The organism is Paraburkholderia domus (assembly GCF_905220705.1).
Classification (GTDB): domain Bacteria; phylum Pseudomonadota; class Gammaproteobacteria; order Burkholderiales; family Burkholderiaceae; genus Paraburkholderia; species Paraburkholderia domus.
Map to the genome: position 1 here is coordinate 43,078 of NZ_CAJNAT010000020.1, position 19,345 is coordinate 62,422.

The following is a 19,345-nucleotide window of genomic DNA, read 5'->3' on the forward strand; positions in this document are numbered from 1 at the left end:
AGCAATCGACTGCTAAAGATGGGCGGCGCAATCGACGACGCAATCATTCTTGCGCGGGACCGCTGCCCTGACGATGAGTTCAAAGAGTTCCGCCTAACGATGGCTAGGTTGCTTGATCATTTATACGTGTTGGGCTTGGAACCACTCTACGAAGAACATCCGGACATCGCGCCTCCGGAGTTGGAGTTTAAGCCTTCCAGGAAAAAGCGATAGCCGATTTAGCGGCGGCACGGCTAAAGTTTCCAGCGCCGCCGCCATAAAGAAGGCGCGAGCAATCGCGTCTTCTTTATGTGGTGCGCCCAGCATGGGCGCACTCTTGTGGGTGCAAGTCACACCTTCGGATTGGCGCAAGCGCCGCAGGCACCCATCCTCAATGCACCGGCGCGTGAGTCTGTTCTGCCGGCCGCGGTTGTGTCACAGCGCTCACCACAGCGAAAACAATGATGTTCACGGCCAGCGCCAGGAAGCCGATATTGATGTCCTTCAGCGCGTCAGGCAAAAAGGGCATCAACTGCCCAACACTCAGATGCAGGGTGGTCGTCAAGGTCACCACCGCGACGCCCGCAAGAATCCCGCAAAACGCCCCGTACTTGGTCGCCCGGTTATGCGGCAGCAAACTGCAGATCACCGCGGGAAACAGTTGGGTCACAAAGCTGTAGCCCATCAGCAGCAACGCCACGATCGTTTCGCCGCCATGCAGCGTAAAGCCCACGGCCACCAGCGCCACCACCGGCACCAGGAAGCGCGCGAGGTTGGCCACCGTCGCATCCGACGCCTTGCGACTCACCATGCCGCGATACACGTCGTTGGCGAGCAGCGTCGATGCCGACGTCAGGATCATCGATCCTGGCACCAGCGCCGTCAGAATCCCCGCCGCGCCGATCACGCCGACAAACCACGGGTCGAAGGTCTGCAACGACAGACGGAACAACGACAGGTCGATATCGCCGCCCTTCAGGCCCGGCACCTTCAGCGTTGCCGCAAAGCCCACGAAGAACACGAACAGCAGAATCAACTGGTACAGCGGCAGCACCATCGCGTTACGCCGGAAAATACGCTCGTCCTTCGCCGTGAAAATCGAACCGAACGTGTGCGGCCACATGAAGAAGCCCAGCGCGGTCAGGAGCACGGTCGACTGGAACCAGGTCACGCTCGACCCCTTGGCGGGGAAGGTCAGGAAGCCCGGACGCGCGGCGTCGATTGCGCGGAACATGTCGCCGAAGCCGCCGTAGTAGTGCAACGGCAGATAGATGCCGAGGAACAGCACGATCGCCAGGATCAACGTATCCTTCACGACCGAGTTCCACGCCGAGCCGCGCACGCCGGAGATGATCACGTAAGCCGTCACCACGGCGGCGCCAATCCATATGGCGGCGGTCGAAGAGATCGCACCATACGAGGCAGTCGCGACGATGATGCCGAGGCCCTTGAGTTGCAGCACGAGATACGGAATCAGCGCGGCCACGCCGACCAGCGCGACCAGCGTGCCGAGCGCCGGGCTGTCGTACTTGCGCGAGAAGAAGTGCGGCTGCGAGACGAGGCGGTGATTTTTCGCGTAACGCCAGATTGGCGGCAGCATCCAGTACGAGAGGATGTACGCCAGCGTGCCGTAGGCAAGAATGTAGTAGACCGGCGCGCCCTTGCCGTAAGCAAAGCCGCTGCCGCCGAGGAAAGTGAAGGTCGTGTAGATTTCGCCCGCCATCAGCAGGAACACGAACGCGGTGCCGAAACTGCGGCCGCCCACGGTCCATTGTTCGAGACTCATGTCGTGGCCGCGCCGCGCGCGCACGCCCAGGTACAGCGCAAACAGCGTAATTGCCGCAATGATGACGAGTGCGCTCATGATCGGGCCTCCTCGGTTTCTGCAGCAAGTTGACGGTTGCTCGGGTCCAGACGGTAGACGATCGCCATGATGATCGAACTCAGCACCACCCACATGACGATCCACGCCAGCACGAACGGCATGCCGAGCACCAGCGGCTCGACACGATTCACAAACGGAACACCGAGCAGAATGCCGACGAACGGCAGCGCGGCGAGTACACGAAGCAACATGGGGGCAACTCCTCGAACCGGTAAGTACGTCTCGTTGAAAGTGCAGCTTCGTTGAGGACTGTATGCCGGATGCTTTGAGTACGTAAAGTCAGTCAAAAAAGTGTAGGCTTTCCGAAAGTTGCGCGCGCATCTTTCTGCGTTCGTCTGCTGCAGTGCAACGCCGCGCGCTGCTTGCATCGCCCCCTTTTTTACCGAATTGCATGCCGCGCCGCGATATCATCTGACCCACGCAACGCGAGCATCAATCTGGACAGCCCGAAGGCGTCCAGCACTTCAACTCAAGCGCGGCGCATCGGTAGGCAGTCAGTCAATCAGCCTGCCCGAGCCGCTGCCCGAAACGGATCGCATATGGTCGAAAGTCTGATCTCGGATATTCTGTTTGGCTTCACCGGGCTGATCAGCATCATCAACCCAATCGGCATGGCGTTCGTCTTTCTCGACCGGACAGCATCGCTCACCACGGAAGACCGCACCGCACTCGCCAAGAAAATTGCCTTCAACGTCATGTGCGTGTTGCTCGTCGCCTTCTTTGTCGGCACCCCCATTCTCCATTTCTTCGGCATCTCCATGGAGGCACTGCGTATCGGCGGGGGCCTCGCGGTCGCCGTCGGCGGCTGGCAGATGCTCAACGCGCCCGACACGCAACCGGCCGAGCAGCCGGCAGTCAAGCGCGTGGATTCGGATAACGCCATGTCGAAAGCATTCTTCCCGCTGACCATTCCACTCACCACCGGGCCCGGTTCGATCGCCACCGCGATCGCGCTGACCGCGAACCGCACGCATAAGCTCTCGGCGTTCGTGCTGTCGAGCATCGCGTCGGTGGTGATCTCGGTCCTCGTGGCTGCCACCGTCTATCTGATCTACAGCCGGGCGGTGGTGTTCGCCAAGTATCTCGGCGTGGACGGCACCAAGGTCGCGATGCGTGTCTCGTCGTTTCTGCTGCTGTGCATTGGCGTGCAGATTATCCTGACCGGTTTTTCGGAGTTCCTGATACCGATCGCTCAGATGCAACCCGTGGTCAAATAACGGACGGCGGCGCGCGAGCCTATTCGAGGCTGTGCGAGGTTCGCCGGACATCTCGTCGTGACAGGAGGTCAACGCATGTGCCGCTGGCTCGCTTATACCGGTAACCCGATTCAACTCGAAACGGTGCTGTTCAACGCCAAACACTCCCTGATCGACCAGAGTCTGCATTCGCGGCTCGGCCAGACCACCACCAACGGCGACGGCTTCGGCATCGGCTGGTACGGTCATCCGACCGACATCCCGTTTCGCTACCGCTGCATCCAGCCCGCATGGAGCGATCGCAATCTGCGCGAGGCCGCGCGGGCGATCCGCGCGCCGCTGTTCGTCGCGCACATCCGTGCGGCCACCGGCACGCCGTCGCAGGAAACCAACTGCCATCCGTTCCGTTACGGCCGCTGGCTTTTCATGCACAACGGACTGGTGCGTAACTTTCCGGTGGCCCGTCGCGACCTGATGCTGGCGATCGATCCCGAGTTGTTCCCGTCCATCGAAGGCTCGACGGATTCCGAAGTGCTGTTTTTTCTGGCGCTGACCTTCGGCCTCGAACTGACGCCAGTTACCGCGCTCGAGCGGATGGTGGGTTTTGTCGAAGACGTCGGGCGCAAACACGATATCGACGAGCCGTTGAACATGACCGTTTGCGCAACCGACGGCGAGCAGATCATCGCGGTTCGCTATTCGAGCGAAGGGCAGTCGCGCTCGCTCTTTCACAGCACCTCGTTCCGGCATCTGCACGAACTGTATCCAGACGACCCGCGCATCGTGACGGCTGGCCAGGACGCGTTTCTGGTGTTGTCAGAGCCGCTTGCGGATCTGCCGGGCTGGTGGGAGGAGATTCCGGAGAGCACGGCCGTGGTCGCGCGGGGCGGCGAGATCGAGCAGTATTCGTTCAAGCCGCAACTGGCGTAGGCGCGTTTTGATGCGCTAGCGCGTGAGCAGCATCGAGCTCAACACCGAGAACACCGTCGACGGCAATTCGGCGAGGCGGCTCACCACCACGTTGTGCGGATAGAAATCCTCGACAGCGTCGGTCAGCACGCCGATTCCGAGCAGTTCGATGCCGCGTTTCTGGATCGCCGCAATGCGTTCGCGCAGATCGCTGCGCAATACTTGCGGGTCGCCGTCGCCAGTCGACGGATAGCCGTCGGAGAACACGATCAGGATGCGCCGCTCGGCCTGATGATCCGCGAGCCGCGTCGCGGCCCAGGCCAGCGCTTCGCCGTCCGGATTCTCGTGACCACAATCGATCGTGGCGATGCCGCTCAGATCCGTTGCGCCAAAGCGTTTGTAGACCTTCAGATCGAGCCGTTCGACAAAACGGTTATAGCGCCGCAAATCCGCCCCGGCCGCCCGTTGCCGCTCATACAGTTGCTTCATCGGTGCGGATTCGAGCGAGCAATAGCCCAGCACTTCGCAGTCGAACGACAACTGCGTCAGCGCATCGCACAACGCGGTCGCGCACAGGCGCGCGAGTTCGATCTTGCGCCCCGCCATTGAACCGCTGCGATCGATCAGCAAGGTCACGGCGACGTCGCGCCCTTTGGCCGCCCGTTGCGTGCGAAACGGCGTGCGGTAACCGGGTGAGGTTGCCAGCTTTGCCAGTGCGGTGCGGTCGATCTCGCCGCGTTCCTGTTCGCGGCGCCAGCGCGTGCGTTCGTCGGCACTCAGCGCGCGTTCGAGTTTCTCCTTGAGTGGCGCGGTATCCGCACGGGCCGCTGCGCGAAGCTCGCGCCACGTTGCGCTGTCGCCCTGACCGGTGACGTCGGTAATCTCATCGAATTCGGTGGCGAGCGGAATCGACAACTGCACGCGAGCGGCGTCTGAGGCTGCACGGGCCTCGCCATCGGAACGCGCCGATGGCTGCTGCGCATCGGCCAGCGATTGCCCCATGCCCACCGCATTTTCCGCTTGCGCGCCGCCGCTTTTATCGGACGGCGGTGCGGCTCTGTTGTCCTGGTCGGGCTGAGCCGTATCGTCATCGTTGAACGGCTCGGACGACGACGCGGCGGTTTCCGTGTCGATATCTTCAACCGGATCCGCGGTGAACACCATGCTGTTGACATCGCCCGCCGACAAAGCCCGCACGCGTGCCACCAATGCCTGCGCCGCCGCGATGCTATGCGCGGTCGAACGGCTTCTTCGCGCTTCGTCCAGCAGATCCTGCGCGGCGTGCAGCGCGGCCAGCAGTGAATGGCTCGCTTCGGTCAGGGTCGGCTGTTCGTCCCACAGCGCGCGCTCCACCAGCCAGACCAGCCGGTCACGCCAATGCAGCTTCGGCCAGCGCTGCCGCGCCTGCTCGGCGGCATGCACACGCAGTTTGCCGATGAACCAGCGCGCGCCCGGATACTCGTCGAGCAGTTGCGAAGAGACGCGGCGGTCCTCGATGACCTGCGCGAGATTCGCGGCAACCCCGGCAGGCAGCGCATCCATCTGCGCGAGCGACGAATGCTTGGCGCGCGCCACCAGCAGATCCAGATAGCCGATCAGCACGTCGCGCTCGACGCCGCCGCTCAACTCATAGTCGGGAATCACAATGCGGCCGGGTTCGACACGCGGCCCATCCGGACTGAAGGCGACCGTCACGCCGTATTGGCCGGTCAGCACGCGCGCTACTTTGCTGAGCGTCGATTCGAACGCGAAGCCTCGCGTGTCGCGCGTTGCGTGCATGGCGCTCATATTGTTACCGTCAGGCGGCCGGCGCGATGTGATGGCGAACGATGCCGCGAATCAGCGCCGCATCTTCGGGACTGACCTTCGCGTAGATCGCAGGACCGGCGGCGCGTTCGGGGTCGCTGGTGCGCAGCATCAGCTCGGCCCAGTCGAGCAGGCGCCGCGTGGAGAACGCGCTCGACAGGTCTTCGCGGGCGAACGCCGCGCGACAGTCGGCGGCGATCGCGGCGAGGGTGGTGGCGAGCGCGCGTGTCATATGCGGGGCGAGGGTGCGCACCAGCACGTCGGCTTCTTCGGCAGGCGTCAGATAGTCCAGCATGTAGACGCGCCAGCGATCGAGAAACGCTTCGTTCATCAGATTCGCGCCCTGATACAGATGACGGAACTGGCTCATTGCACCGACCGCATTCGCCGTGGCGAACAGCCGGAATGCGGGATGAGGCGCCACGATCTCGTTGCCTTTCTCTTTCAGCACGAGGCGGCCGTGCGGTTCGAGGACGGCGGTGAGGGCGGCAAGAATCGACGGTTCGGCGAAATCGATTTCGTCGACGATCAGCCACAAGCCTTCGCGCATCGCGGTGGGCAGCACGCCGTCCACCCAGATGGTCTCGCCGCCCTTGACCGTCCAGAAGCCGACAAAATCGCCGACGGTGGTTTGCCCATTCATGTTCGAGCGCACCACGCCGTGCTGCGAGCGCGCGGCGACCTGTTCAATCAGGCTGGTCTTGCCGGCGCCGGTGTGACCGATCAGCATGACGCGCCGGTTCTCGACGATGTCTTCGACAATGTCGTTGAAGCGCTCGGAGAAAAGATAGGCCGGATTGACGCGCGGGACGAGCGGGTTGTCCACGCCGCAAGGCACGTCGACATGGCCGATACGCACGGTTTCGCCGGCGCGCTCGACCTGCCGATGTCGCCGCGCCGCCGAGGCCAGCGCCCCAACGCGTTGCAACTCCGGCATAAAGGCCACCCGTTCTGCCATGCCCGCTTGGTCCGGGGCATCGGGCGTATCGATCGCAAAACCCTCGCGGCGCCACTTCTTCAGCTTGGCGCGCAGGTTTTCCGCGTCGACCACCAGATCGATATCGACCGATCCGGCGCCGTTGCCGTCATCGACCCCATGTTCCAGGCGGTAATTTTCCGGCCGGTCCGCCACGCTGACGCGCCACCATTCCGCGCCCGTTTCGGTCGCGCGTTGGTAAAGGCCCAGGTTTTCGTCTTCGGTGAGTTCAGGCGCGTTCATGGCGAGTGGCAAATGATGAATGGTCAAATAACGAATAATGCTTTTCGATTTGGCTGAGGCCGAATGACCGACTATCTTATCGTGAGTCCCTTTCGATCTTCCCCTACGCGCCCTGATCGCGCCGGTTGCCCTTTATCGCACCCCTTTTTGCGTTCGCTCAAAACCGCAAGCCGTCTGAAAGAACTGTCTCCAATCATCAGTTCAACACGGCGCCGGATGTAACGCGCCGTGCAGATTCGCGCGCATCGGCGCATCATCGACGAGCTTGGCTGCGGTTCTTCATGCGTTCTTTGCACGTTCTTCCACACGAACACGGTTCGCCGGCCACGCCGATGCAATGCGTTCCGGCGATGTCCCAACCGCCGAACAAGGAGTGTCCCCATGCAAAACGATCCCGCCCTCGACCAGCTGTGCATCAACACGATTCGCACGCTCTCGATGGACGCTGTGCAAAAGGCCAATTCCGGTCACCCCGGCACGCCGATGGCATTGGCACCGGTCGCCTATCATCTGTGGCAAAACCACCTTCGCTATGATCCGGACGAGCCCTTGTGGCCGAACCGCGACCGCTTCGTGCTCTCGGTGGGGCATGCGTCGATGCTGCTGTACTCGCTGCTGCATCTGGCAAACGTGAAGGCCCTGGACGACGACGGCAAGCCGACCGGCGCGCCCGCCGTCTCGCTCGACGACATCGAACATTTCCGCCAGCTCGGCAGCAACACGCCGGGCCACCCCGAATTCCGCATGACGACCGGTGTGGAAACGACCACCGGGCCGCTCGGCCAGGGGCTGGGCAATAGCGTCGGCATGGCGATGGCGGCACGCTGGCACGAAAGCCACTTCAACAAGCCGGACGCGCCGTTATTCGATTACCGCGTTTATGCGCTATGCGGCGACGGCGACATGATGGAAGGCATCTCGCACGAAGCGGCCTCGCTCGCAGGGCATCTGAAGCTGTCGAATCTGATCTGGATTTACGACAGTAACCGCGTGACGATTGAAGGCCACACCGACCTCGCTTATAGCGACGATGTGGAAAGCCGCTTCCGAGGTTACAACTGGCACACGCTGCATGTGAACGACGCGAACGATGCCGCCGCGCTCGAAGCCGCGTTTACCGAAGCGAAAGGCGTCACGGACAGGCCGACGCTGATCGTGGTCCACAGCATCATCGGTTGGGGCGCGCCGCATAAGCAGGACACATCCTCCGCACATGGCGAAGCGCTCGGTGTCGAAGAGGTGGCACTGACCAAGAAGTTTTATGGCTGGCCCGAGGACAAGTTCTTCTATGTCCCGGACGGTGTGCATGAACGCTTCGCGCAGGGCATCGGCGCGCGCGGCAAGGCGGCGCGCGAGGAATGGCAGGCGAAGTACGACGCGTACAAGAGCACATACCCGGAACTGTCGCGCGAATTCGCGCAGATGGACGCGCATGAATTGCCCGCGGGCTGGGATAGCGACATCCCCACGTTCGATGCCGACCCGAAGGGCATGGCCTCGCGCGACTCGTCGGGCAAGGTGCTCAATGCGATTGCCGCGCGCGTGCCCTGGATGATCGGCGGTGCGGCCGATCTCGCGCCGTCCACCAAGACCAATCTGAAATTCGAAGGCGCGGGCAGCTTCGAACACGACAACTATGGCGGATGCAACCTGCACTTCGGGATTCGCGAGCACGGCATGGGCGCGGCGGTGAATGGGCTCGCGTTGTCGAATATGCGGCCGTTCGGTTCGACCTTCCTGATTTTCAGCGACTACATGAAGCCGCCGATTCGCCTTTCCGCGATCATGGAAGTGCCGGCCATCTACGTGTTCACGCACGATTCGATCGGCGTCGGCGAAGATGGTCCGACCCATCAGCCGATCGAGCAACTCGCGTCGCTGCGTGGCGTGCCGGGGCTGACCTTGCTGCGACCGGGCGACGCGAACGAAGTCGCCGAGGCGTGGCGCGTGGCGATGTCGGATCCGCGTCGGCCGTCGTGCATTGTCGTGACGCGTCAGGCGTTACCGACTCTGGACCGCACGCGCTATGCGTCGGCGAAAGGCGTGGAGAAGGGCGCGTATGTGCTCGCCGATGCGCCTGACGGGCAGAAGCCCGAAGTAATTTTGATCGCCACGGGCAGCGAACTGTCGCTGTGTGTCGATGCCTACGAGAAGCTCAAGAGCGAAGGCATCGCGGCGCGGGTGGTGTCGATGCCATCATGGGATATCTTCGAGCGCCAGGGCGAGGCGTATCAGGACGCCGTGCTACCGCCCGATGTTGACGCGCGCGTCGCGGTCGAACAGGCGGCAACGCTCGGTTGGGACCGCTATGTCGGGCGGCTCGGCGCGCAGGTGGTGATGCATACGTTCGGCGCGTCCGCGCCATTCCCCGACCTGAAAAAGAAGTTCGGCTTCACGTCCGAGCACGTTTATGACGCGGCGAAGCAGCAGATTGCGCGAGTGAAGGCGAAGAGCAGCAAGCAGTAGGGCGTGTTCGCGGACGGTCGCGCTGCTATCACGGCAGAGCGACCGTCTGCGTTGCTGCAATTCCAATGCTGCCAGCAGTGCCGTCGAGCGTGGTGCGATAGCCACGCGACTGCATTTCGGCGAGCCTGCTGAGCGTTCTCGACAGATCGTGCGCGCCCTCGAGTCCACTGAGGGCCGCCTCGATCGGTCGATCAGATGCAATGAACAGCGCGCATTTGCGGTCGTAGAAGATATCGACGAGCCATATGAACCGCTGCAGCGTATGCGCTTGGGCAAGCCATTCGGTATGCACCCGGTCGAGAATCAGCCCGTGCCATTGCTCAGCCAGGTCCAGATAATCGAGGTGCGAACGGCTCGCCACGCACAGGCTCTCGAAGTCCGCCCATAGCAAGGCCGCGCCCGCAGCGCGGGCAGCGAGCGGCCGGCCTGCCGCGCTGACGGTGGCGGGCTCCAGCGTCTCGCTGCCTTCATAGCGCACGAAAATTTGCAGGAGCGCGTCGCCGGTTGCGGCGTCGAGCGGTGCAAAAAAATGCGGAAGTGCCGATTCTTCGCCGTCGAAACGGTAATCGCGTGCGCCGTCGAAGTGAATCACGGTAAAGCAATGTTTGATCTGTTCGATCGTCGGCAGGAAACGCTCGTGGAACTCCGGATCGGACAGCAGGGCGTCCGGTGCGTAGTTCGAGGTCAGCACGACGCGCGTGCCGAGACCAATCGCGGTATCGAGAAAACGGCCCATCAGGAACGCATCGGCGATATCGTGCACGTGAAATTCGTCAAAGCACAGCAGTTCCACGCCGTCGAGCCATTGTCTCGAGACCGACCCCAACCGATCGTCGCCGCGTGGCTCGCTCACCAGACGCCGGTTCATCTCGCGCAGAAATTCGTGAAAGTGCAGGCGGCGCTTGCGGCAGCTTGCCAGCTCGAACACCGTATCGACCACCAGACTTTTACCGCGGCCGGGCAGGCCGTGGCAATACACGCCCTGGTGTGCAAGCGCGGAGCCGGAATGCGTGCGTCGGCCGTTAGCGCCGAGCAGCGCGACCAGCGACGCGATGGCTTCGCGCTGAGTGACATCGGGAACGATGTCACGCGCAGCGAGGGCACTGACGACCAGCGCTTCATCGAGCATCGGTTGAAGTCTCCGTCCATGGCGAGAACGTTTCGTGCAGGACGGCGGCGAGGGCTGAAGTCGTGTCGGTGAGCATGTTGGCGAGGCAAGCGGTTGTGCCGTGAGTTTAACGGTTAAACGCGGAATGACAGCGGGACACACGCGACATACCCGCCTGGTAACCGAGGAATGACAGACGGGTAGCCCGGACCCACTCAATGGGCCACGAGCATTTAATCCCGTTGCCGGCTCAATACGCGCTGCAATTCCCGTGGGTCGACGGGCTTGGTGAAATGATGATCGAAGCCGGCCTCTTCAGCGGTCTGCTTGTCCTGCTGCTGGCCCCAACCGGTGACGGCGATCAGCAGAATCCCGGTGTCGCGATGAGTCTCGCGAATGCGCCGCGCCACTTCATAGCCGTTCAGGCTCGGCAAGCCGATATCGAGAATCACCGCTTGCGGCGCGAATTCGCCGATCAGTTGCAGCCCTGCGATCCCGTCGCCGGCCGTGCGTACCTCGTGGCCTTCGAGTTCGAGCACCATGGCGAGATTATCGGCGGCGTCCGTATTGTCGTCGACGATCACGACGCGCAAGCCCGCCGTGCGCGGCACCTCGAACGGCGCGCTATGCGACGGCACCGGGGGCGTTTTCGATAGCGGCAGGCGGATCACGAACTCGCTGCCGGTGCCCGGACCGCTGCTGAACGCGGCGACGGTGCCGCCATGAAGCTCGGCGAGGCCGCGCACCAACGCGAGACCGATGCCGAGCCCGCCTTGCGAGCGATCGAGCGCCGGGGCGAGTTGCGAGAACATTTCGAACACGCTGTCCAGATGCTCGCGCGGAATACCGATGCCGGAGTCGCGCACGACGATCAGGGCTTCGTCGCCTTCGCGCTCCGCGGCGAGCGAGATGCTGCCACCGGGCGGCGTGTACTTGGCGGCGTTGTTCAGCAGGTTCAGGATCATCTGCGAGAGGCGCGTGGGATCGGCGTCGAGGAAGAGCGCCTCGCGCGGCAACGTCACGCTCAGATGATGCGCCAACGCCTGCACGGTGGGCCGCGCCGCTTCCATTGCGGATTGCATCGCGCGCGCGAGTTCGAGCCGCTGCTTGCGCAATTCGAGCTTGCCTTGTGTGATGCGCGACACTTCAAGCAGGTCGTCGACCAGATGCGTCATGTGTTGCAATTGCCGGTCGAATACGTCGCGGGACCAGATCAATTGCGGGTCGGCGAATTCCTTCAGACGCAGGATTTCGAGCACATTGCGCATCGGCGCGAGCGGATTGCGCAGCTCATGCGCGAGCGTGGCGAGAAATTCATCCTTGCGTCTGTCGGCCTTTGAGAGTTCCAGATTCAGACGCTGCAATTGCTGTTCGGCACGCCTGCGCCCGGTGATGTCGCGGCTCACGCTGACTGCGCCGTAGATGTCGCCACGTGCGTTCGCCAACGGTTTGACCACTGTTTCACAGACCCCGCGTGTGCCGTCGCGCCGCACGAAAATCAGTTCGCTGCGCCACGTGCCGTCGGCGGCGAGGGCGGCAAGCGCTTCCCTGCGGATGCGTAACGCATCTTCCGGCGGATTGAGCATCGCAATCGGCTTACCGAGAATGTCACGCATGCGATAACCCAGCATGCGCTCGCCACCGGGGTTGAAATCGGTGATGTTGCCTCTCAGGTCGGTGATGACGATCGCGTCGCTCAGGTGCTCGAAGATCGCAGCCTGGCGCAACAGCACAGTTTGTGCGTCCTTGCGTTCGGTGATGTCCATGCCGAGGCCATAGATCGTCAGCGGCTCGCCGTGACGGTCGTAGGTGGCGCGGCCGCGGCCTTCCATCCAGCACCAGTCGCCGCTTGCATGCCGGAAGCGGAATTCGGCGACGTAGTCGTCACCGCTTGCCACGGCATGGTCGACCGCCTCTTTGAGCGCAATCAGGTCGCCGGGATGAATCAGTTCGAAAAAGCCGCCGGGCATTTTCGCAAAACGACCCTCGGCGTAGCCCGCGAGCGCTTCCAGTTCGCGGCTCCACCAGAATCTGCCTGACTTCGGCTCGTGCGACCACGCACCCATGCGCGCGCCGCGCATGGCGAGACTCAGCACGTCACGGCTTTCCTGCAACTCTTTCTGATGCGTGCTTTGCATCGTCTTACAGACTGATGGTCCGCTTGCCGCGAGCCGGGTTATGTATGTTGTTGCGCTTGCTGGTGCTCATCGTCGAGTCCTGTGGCCTGCCGGAATAAGCGGCGAATAGGCGAGGCGCGGAATAAATGGGCATGGTACCGCAGTCTGAAGAATTTCATCGACGACGGTGCGGGATAACCCGCAGGCAGGATTCCTTAACGCGATGCCGGTTTCCCGACAGATTGCGGGTTTTCCTTCAACTGAAGTTTGGGTGTTTTCCCCAACTCGCCACGACTATATTCGTTCGTATACAACGGGCTGATGATGTCGAGGTCAACGCGAAGTGATGCGCAATGCACGCGGCAAGGGCGACATGCACGACGGAAGTGCGTTTCATCCGTACTTCAGCGCAACATCCCGTGCTTGCGCACGGTATATCGGGACGCGTCAAGACAGCGTAAATCAGGAAGCGGCAGTCCGCCGAGTGAGCTATGGTGATGAGGTAACGCGTATGGGGCGGCGCATCGGGCGCAGCGTGACGCAAACCGAAGCGAATGCCTGGCGAGCAATGAGCGCTCGCTGCGCGACGGGAGCGAATCTTGCGAGCAAGTTTTTCGATGCCCCAAAATACCACTAAGAAGAGACCAGGGAGAATAGGGTGACGTTCGACAACAGCATGGACGAGAGCGATGACGTCGTGGTCTGGCGGTCTATTCAGTATGCGATGGCATCAAACCGTCGCGTGCTCGTGGTCGACGATTACCTGGAAGCAGCCGAAGCTTTGCAGATGCTCCTGAATGCCGATGGCTTCGAGTGCCGCGCGCTGGAAGATCCGTTCGCCGTGTGCGGCGTGGCCCGTGAGTGGCAGCCGTTCGCCGTTGTGCTCGACATCAAGATGCCTGGGCTCGATGGCCTTGAACTGGCTCGTCGTCTGCGGGCTGACACGTTGACTTCGGACATGCTGCTCGTCGCCTGCACGGCTTTTGCGTCGCGCGAAGACCGGGCGCGTGCCAAGGCCGCTGGATTCGACGCGCATTGCGCCAAACCTTTGACGCCCGAGCGCCTTCTGCGTTTGCTCGAGTCGGCCGCCGCGCTGCACGCTGTCGGGCCGCCGTAAAGGCGGCGTGCTGGTTGAAAAGCTCGAGCCGCTCAAAAAACGATGCTTAACGAAGCGTTCCCGCAGTTGTAGTCAGTCGAGACAAGCGATCGGATGCGCACAGGTCACAACGGCGCGCCCTTAAGCAAAAACCCTTAAAACAGGGCACATCATCCGCGTCGTATGGATTGCCACGACACGCGTCATACGCGAGGCATGAATCCGCTGCGATGTCCTTTCCGGTTATCCGGTTCAGCAAACGCTCCCTTGACCCGCATCATTCATGTCCACGGCGAACGCATCGCGCGCAACGCCCGGGTCCGGTTTTTGCTGAACCGGCAAGCTTGCGCGCTTGAAACACGCGCGCAAGCGTCCTCAGTCTCCACAGGAATCCCCTATGTCATCCCAGGCCAGCTATTCCACGCGCATCTCGGAAGGCACGCCTTTCCCGCTCGGTGCGACGTGGAACGGAATCGGCGTCAACTTCGCGCTGTTCTCAGCGCATGCAACCAGGGTCGAACTATGTCTGTTCGATGACACCGGCGCGACGGAAATCGAACGCATCGAGTTGCCGGAGTACACCGACGAAGTCTGGCACGTGTTCGTGCCAAATCTCAAACCGGGTGCGGTGTACGGCTATCGGGTCCACGGCCCCTATGAACCGGAAAACGGACATCGCTTCAATCCGAACAAGCTCCTGCTCGATCCCTACGCGAAAGCGCATATCGGTGAGCTCAAATGGGCGCCGGAAATCTTCGGCTATACGCTCGATTCGGAAGAAGGCGACCTGTCATTCGACGAGCGCGACAGCGCGCCCTTCGTGCCGAAGTGCAAGGTGGTCGACGCCAACTTTTCGTGGAGTCATCCAGAACGCAATGCGCTACCCTGGGAGCGCGTGATTTTCTATGAAGCGCATGTGCGCGGATTTACCAAACGTCATCCCGATGTACCGGAGAATCTGCGTGGCACCTTCGCGGGGCTCGGCCAGCAAGCCGTGCTCGATTACATCAAGGACCTCGGCGTCACGTCAGTCGAACTCATGCCGATTCAGACCTTCGTCAACGACAGCTATCTGCTCGACAAAGGTCTCACTAACTACTGGGGCTACAACACGATCGGCTTCTTTGCGGCCGATCCGCGCTTCTTCGCGTCGTCGACCGATCCAGTCGGCGAATTCAAGGAAATGGTGGACCGCTTTCATAACGCCAATCTCGAAGTCATTCTCGACGTGGTCTACAACCACACCGCCGAAGGCAACGAGCGCGGTCCGACGATTTCCTTCAAAGGCATCGACAACGCGTCCTACTATCGCCTGATGCCCGACGAGCCGCGCTATTACATCAACGATACCGGTACCGGAAACACGCTCAATCTGTCCCATCCGCGCGTGCTGCAGATGGTGACCGACAGCCTGCGTTACTGGGTGACGGAGATGAAAGTCGACGGTTTCCGTTTTGACCTCGCGACGATTCTCGGCCGCGAAACGCACGGTTTCGACGAAGGCGGCGGGTTCCTCGACAGTTGCCGGCAAGACCCGGTGCTCTCGAGCGTGCGGCTGGTTGCCGAGCCATGGGACTGCGGTCCCGGCGGCTATCAGGTGGGCGGCTTTCCGCCCGGTTGGGCCGAATGGAACGACCGCTTTCGCGATACCGTGCGCGAATACTGGAAAGGCGACGAAGGCAAGGTCGGCGATCTCGCCAAACGGCTGACCGGTTCGGGCGACAAATTCAATCATCGTGGGCGGCGTCCATGGGCGAGCGTCAACTTCGTCAGTGCGCACGACGGTTTCACGCTCAACGATCTGGTCTCGTACAACGACAAGCACAACGAGGCCAACGGCGAAGACAACAAGGACGGCCACTCGGACAACAAGTCATGGAACATGGACGTGGAAGGCCCGACCGACGATCCGGATATCCGGCAGCAACGCGAGCGCCAGAAACGCAATCTGCTGGCTACGCTGCTGCTCTCGCAAGGCACGCCGATGATTCTCGCAGGCGACGAATTCGGCCGCACGCAGCAGGGCAATAACAATGCGTATTGCCAGGACAACGAAATCGGCTGGGTCGATTGGGCGGGTGTCGACGATGACGGGCGCGCGCTAACCGAGTTCGTCAAGAATCTCACTACGCTGCGACATCGTCTGCCGGTACTGCGTCGTGGGCGCTTTCTTACCGGCGAGTACAACGAGGCGCTCGACGTAACCGACGCACGTTGGCTCTCGCCGGACGGCACCGATCTTTCGCAGGAGCAGTGGGACGATCCGTCGATGCGCTGCTTCGGCCTTGTGATCGACGGACGTGCTCAGGCGAGCGGCATTCGACGCCCCGCGTCCGACGCGACTTTGCTGCTGGTGCTGAATGCTCATCACGACGTGGTCAATTTCACGCTGCCTGACATTCCTGAAGGCGACCAGTGGATTTGCCTGCTGGATACGAACATGCCGGTGCGTGCCGAATTGCCTCAATTCAGCGCTGGCGACGCGTTTCAGGTGACTGGCCGTTCGTTTCTGCTGTTCGCACTCGAAGCGCCGAGCCACGCGACACAACGCGTGTTTGATCGCCTGGAGGAAGAACTTACTTCTGACGAAAGCGAACACCCTGCGGCAACGTGACGAGGTGAGGTGGGGGCCCGGCGCTGGCGCTAGCCGTCAGGTATAGCGCTTGCTCGATTCCAGATAGCAGCGCACCCGTCACTTTTCCTCGACGGGTACGCGGCGCAGGTATCGGTCTTCATCAGGTCCAACTTAGGGTGATCAAATGGAACAGGAATACATGTCTCGAGAAGAACAGATTCGCACACGCGCTTACTACCTTTGGGAGCAGGCGAGCGATCCGAAGGGTACGCCTGATGAGTATTGGGAACAGGCGCGCGATGAGATCGAGAAGGAGGCGCCGCCGATAGAAAGCGGCCCGGTCGCTGACGCGCCGAAGAAGTGACGATGCGCCGGCGCACCGGCCGGCGTAGAAGCAGCATCGAACCAGAACAAGGAGGGTTCAGCAGCGAGTTGCATCGTCGACGCGCATAAGGCATGAAGGCCGCGCGCACGTCGACGTGCGCGGCTCGCCTGACCTGTCTCACCCGGCGAATCGCAATGCACCTTCGCCGCGCTGCAACACGCCGTGAAAGGCATATCGGTGGCCGTTCCCGCCTCAGCAATCTGTGTGCCCGAATATAGACGGCGACAAGCGTGCCGTCTTCGTCGCCCGGCGCCCTATGGAGAACAGCGGAAGTGCGGTAAATTCCGGAAAGCGGAAATAGCGCGCGAACGGCGTGAGGCGCGTTGCGCGCTGCCACCCCCGACCTGTACTCAACTTTCATGGAGATCGTGACCGTGCAACGTGCGGAGCGTGTCGCAGTCGATTTCCCGATGCCGTCGCGTAATTTCGCTGCGACGCGGCGCATGCTTCTGATCGTGCTCGCCGTGTCGATTGTATTTCCGCTGGCCTGCCTCGCGGGTTATGGGTATTTCGATTACCAGCGCCGGATTGCCGATTCGAACGACATGATCGACCGTCTCGCGCGCGTGACCGAGGAACAGGCCGTCAAGGTGCTTGACCTCAACCAGCAGATGGCCTCGCGCATCGTCGACCTGCTCGGTAATGATGACGATGCGCAGATTCGCGCGCAGGAAGCCGGATTGCACGACCGTTTGCAGCAAATCGGCGGTGACTTCCCGCAGGTCGCGTCGATTTACCTGCTCGGTGCAAATGGGAACTTGCTGGTGTCGAGCCGCGCTTATCCGGCGCCCGCCATGTCGACCAGTCAACGCGACGACTTCAATGCCGCCAAGGCGATGCGGCCGCAAGCGTTTTTTTCACTGCCCATGTTCGGGCCTTTGTCGCGAACCAATGTATTCAACACCGCGACTGGCCGCTCGGGCGAGAATGGGCAATTCCTCGGTGTAGTGTCCGTCGCGTTGCGCACCGAGTACTTTTCGCGCTTCTACCGTGAGCTGACGAATGGCGATACGTCGGTCTCGTTGGGGCTGTACCGCCAGGACGGCAGTCTGCTGGTGCGTTATCCGGCGTGGCCGGCGGGCTCGAAGCCCACCCAGCAGAGCGCATTCACCGCGGCATTGCGCGACAAACAGCTGTTCGGTCACATCCGTCTGAATTCCACGGTCGACGGCGTCGAGCGGCTGCTGGCGTTTCGCCGGGTCGGCGACTATCCGCTCTATGTCATGAGCGCCTATGCAACCGCGGCAATCGGCAACGCGTGGCGCCAGCACTTCATGGCGATCGCGGCAATCACGGCCGTGCCTTGCGTCGCGATCTGGCTGCTGGTTTTTTTCTCGTTGCGCCAGCTCGCCGGCGAGCGCCGTGCCTGGGAGCGCTGGCAGGGCGAAGTGGCCATGCGTCTTTCCGCGGAGGCGTCGAGCCGGCAACTACAGCGCATGGGCGCGCTCGGCAATCTCGTCGCCAATGTCGCGCACGACTTCAACAATCTGCTGATGGTGGTGTCGGCCAATACCGAACTTGCGCGTTTGAAGCGCTATAACAACCTGGAAAAAGAAGTGCAAGCCGTTGAGCGCGCCACCGCTACCGCGGAATCGCTGACGCGGCAGCTCCTGAGCGTGGCGAAGAAGCAGCCGCTCAGGCAGGAAACGGTCAACCTCGCCACATGGCTGCGGGACGCCGCACCGCTCATCGACGCGGCGCTCGGTGACAACGTCGAAATGGCCTTGAACATGGTCGATAACGTCTGGCAGGTGCTGGCCGATCCGACCGACCTCGAATTCGCGATCATGAATCTGGCGGTCAACGCGCGCGATGCGATGCCGCGCGGCGGCCGCTTCGTGATCCGTTGCCAGAATAACCGTCTGGTGGGCAGCGACACCTTGCTGCCCGACGGCGAATATGTGCTGATTGCCTGCTCCGACGACGGCGAGGGCATGCCCGAAACCGTCGCCCGTCGCGCGTTCGAACCGCTGTTCACCACCAAGCTGCGCGGCTCGGGCACCGGCCTCGGCCTGGCCCAGGTTCTCGCCGTGTGCGAACAGGCAGGCGGCGCGGCCAGGATCGACAGCGTGCCAGGCAGCGGCACGACGGTCAGACTTTATTTGCCACGCTATCGCGAACGGCAGAAGGCGTTGGTGCCGGACGTAGAGACGGCCCAACAGCCGGCGCTTGCTTCAAAGGGCGTTGTGCTGCTGGTGGAAGACAACGAAGACGTGGCGGCGGGCGTAGCCGCCGTGCTGGAAACCTTCGGCTGCGAAGTGCGGCACGAGCCGACCGCCGACCAGGCACTTGACCTGCTCACCGGCGGCGCGAAGTTCGAACTCGTGCTGTCCGACATCCAGATGCCGGGCAAACTCAACGGCATCGATCTCGCGGAGAAAGTACGCAGCGTGTGGCCCGCACAGAAGATCGCGCTGATGACCGGCTACGCTGACGAACTCGAACGGGCGCGCCGGCTCGGCGTAGCGATACTCGCCAAACCCTTCAATATCGACGAGCTGCACGCACTGGTGGCTTGCGGACCGTAAAGCGGGCCCGGAGCTTGCTGGCAACCGGATGCAGGACTTTGCAATGCGGCGCAACACACGCGACAATGCGAGCGGA

13 protein-coding genes are annotated in these 19,345 nt (G+C 62.2%); 7 read left to right on the forward strand and 6 right to left on the reverse strand.

Translation table 11 applies throughout. The annotated features are described in order from the left end of the window. Positions 1-370: 370 nt before the first annotated feature. Both KHO31_RS27040 and KHO31_RS27045 read right to left on the reverse strand, forming a co-directional pair. Positions 371-1,843 carry a sodium:solute symporter family protein gene (locus KHO31_RS27040; RefSeq protein WP_201072871.1) on the reverse strand — a complete coding sequence of 491 codons (1,473 nt, stop codon included), beginning with the start codon at positions 1,841-1,843 and terminating at the stop codon, positions 371-373. Next, complete coding sequence (locus tag KHO31_RS27045; RefSeq protein ID WP_201072873.1) at positions 1,840-2,055, reverse strand: DUF3311 domain-containing protein; 216 nt, start codon at positions 2,053-2,055, stop codon at positions 1,840-1,842. Before KHO31_RS27045 ends, KHO31_RS27040 begins: the two co-directional genes overlap by 4 nt. A gap of 348 nt (positions 2,056-2,403) precedes the next feature. On the opposite strand from KHO31_RS27045, the gene KHO31_RS27050 reads away from it, so the two are divergent. Then, the gene (locus KHO31_RS27050) at positions 2,404-3,081 is read left to right on the forward strand and encodes a MarC family protein (protein ID WP_201072875.1); all 678 of its coding nucleotides are present in this window, start codon (positions 2,404-2,406) and stop codon (positions 3,079-3,081) included. A 75-nt stretch (positions 3,082-3,156) separates the two neighbouring features. After that, positions 3,157-3,990: a class II glutamine amidotransferase gene (locus KHO31_RS27055; protein WP_201072877.1), complete on the forward strand. Its 834-nt coding sequence runs from the start codon at positions 3,157-3,159 to the stop codon at positions 3,988-3,990. A 15-nt stretch (positions 3,991-4,005) separates the two neighbouring features. Here the strand turns inward: KHO31_RS27055 and KHO31_RS27060 are convergent, their stop codons facing one another. Both KHO31_RS27060 and KHO31_RS27065 read right to left on the reverse strand, forming a co-directional pair. Next, on the reverse strand, positions 4,006-5,748 hold the full coding sequence (locus tag KHO31_RS27060) for a cobaltochelatase CobT-related protein (protein WP_201073015.1): 1,743 nt from the start codon (positions 5,746-5,748) through the stop codon (positions 4,006-4,008). Between the two features lie 19 nt (positions 5,749-5,767). Beyond that, on the reverse strand, positions 5,768-6,994 hold the full coding sequence (locus KHO31_RS27065; protein ID WP_201072879.1) for an AAA family ATPase: 1,227 nt from the start codon (positions 6,992-6,994) through the stop codon (positions 5,768-5,770). A 381-nt stretch (positions 6,995-7,375) separates the two neighbouring features. On the opposite strand from KHO31_RS27065, the gene tkt reads away from it, so the two are divergent. Beyond that, on the forward strand, positions 7,376-9,460 hold the full coding sequence (gene tkt / locus KHO31_RS27070) for a transketolase (RefSeq protein WP_201072882.1): 2,085 nt from the start codon (positions 7,376-7,378) through the stop codon (positions 9,458-9,460). Between the two features lie 28 nt (positions 9,461-9,488). On the opposite strand, the gene zapE is transcribed toward tkt, so the two are convergent. Then, complete coding sequence (gene zapE / locus KHO31_RS27075) at positions 9,489-10,589, reverse strand: cell division protein ZapE (protein WP_201072884.1); 1,101 nt, start codon at positions 10,587-10,589, stop codon at positions 9,489-9,491. Positions 10,590-10,801: 212 nt separating this feature from the next. After that, positions 10,802-12,706 carry a hybrid sensor histidine kinase/response regulator gene (locus KHO31_RS27080; protein WP_236071489.1) on the reverse strand — a complete coding sequence of 635 codons (1,905 nt, stop codon included), beginning with the start codon at positions 12,704-12,706 and terminating at the stop codon, positions 10,802-10,804. Positions 12,707-13,343: 637 nt separating this feature from the next. On the opposite strand from KHO31_RS27080, the gene KHO31_RS27085 reads away from it, so the two are divergent. The 4 genes from KHO31_RS27085 to KHO31_RS27100 all read left to right on the forward strand — a co-directional run bounded on the left by KHO31_RS27085 (position 13,344) and on the right by KHO31_RS27100 (position 19,269). Beyond that, complete coding sequence (locus tag KHO31_RS27085; RefSeq protein WP_211624522.1) at positions 13,344-13,802, forward strand: response regulator; 459 nt, start codon at positions 13,344-13,346, stop codon at positions 13,800-13,802. A 376-nt stretch (positions 13,803-14,178) separates the two neighbouring features. After that, complete coding sequence (glgX, locus tag KHO31_RS27090; RefSeq protein WP_211624524.1) at positions 14,179-16,395, forward strand: glycogen debranching protein GlgX; 2,217 nt, start codon at positions 14,179-14,181, stop codon at positions 16,393-16,395. 145 nt (positions 16,396-16,540) lie between these two features. After that, a complete protein-coding gene (locus KHO31_RS27095) occupies positions 16,541-16,720 on the forward strand; it encodes a DUF2934 domain-containing protein (RefSeq protein WP_201072890.1) in 180 nt (59 codons plus the stop codon). A gap of 395 nt (positions 16,721-17,115) precedes the next feature. Next, positions 17,116-19,269 (forward strand): hybrid sensor histidine kinase/response regulator, encoded by a 2,154-nt coding sequence (locus tag KHO31_RS27100; protein WP_211624561.1) that lies wholly within the window; start codon positions 17,116-17,118, stop codon positions 19,267-19,269. Positions 19,270-19,345: the final 76 nt, after the last annotated feature.

Excerpts from the sequence above, each read along its gene's own strand:
- KHO31_RS27045 (WP_201072873.1), bottom strand. The coding sequence starts at position 2,055 with ATGTTGCTTCGTGTACTCGCCGCGCTGCCGTTCGTCGGCATTCTGCTC.
- KHO31_RS27040 (WP_201072871.1), bottom strand. The coding sequence starts at position 1,843 with ATGAGCGCACTCGTCATCATTGCGGCAATTACGCTGTTTGCGCTGTAC.
- KHO31_RS27055 (WP_201072877.1), top strand. The coding sequence starts at position 3,157 with ATGTGCCGCTGGCTCGCTTATACCGGTAACCCGATTCAACTCGAAACG.
- KHO31_RS27080 (WP_236071489.1), bottom strand. The coding sequence starts at position 12,706 with ATGCAAAGCACGCATCAGAAAGAGTTGCAGGAAAGCCGTGACGTGCTG.
- KHO31_RS27050 (WP_201072875.1), top strand. The coding sequence starts at position 2,404 with ATGGTCGAAAGTCTGATCTCGGATATTCTGTTTGGCTTCACCGGGCTG.
- tkt (WP_201072882.1), top strand. The coding sequence starts at position 7,376 with ATGCAAAACGATCCCGCCCTCGACCAGCTGTGCATCAACACGATTCGC.
- zapE (WP_201072884.1), bottom strand. The coding sequence starts at position 10,589 with ATGCTCGATGAAGCGCTGGTCGTCAGTGCCCTCGCTGCGCGTGACATC.
- KHO31_RS27065 (WP_201072879.1), bottom strand. The coding sequence starts at position 6,994 with ATGAACGCGCCTGAACTCACCGAAGACGAAAACCTGGGCCTTTACCAA.
- KHO31_RS27060 (WP_201073015.1), bottom strand. The coding sequence starts at position 5,748 with ATGCACGCAACGCGCGACACGCGAGGCTTCGCGTTCGAATCGACGCTC.
- glgX (WP_211624524.1), top strand. The coding sequence starts at position 14,179 with ATGTCATCCCAGGCCAGCTATTCCACGCGCATCTCGGAAGGCACGCCT.
- KHO31_RS27095 (WP_201072890.1), top strand. The coding sequence starts at position 16,541 with ATGGAACAGGAATACATGTCTCGAGAAGAACAGATTCGCACACGCGCT.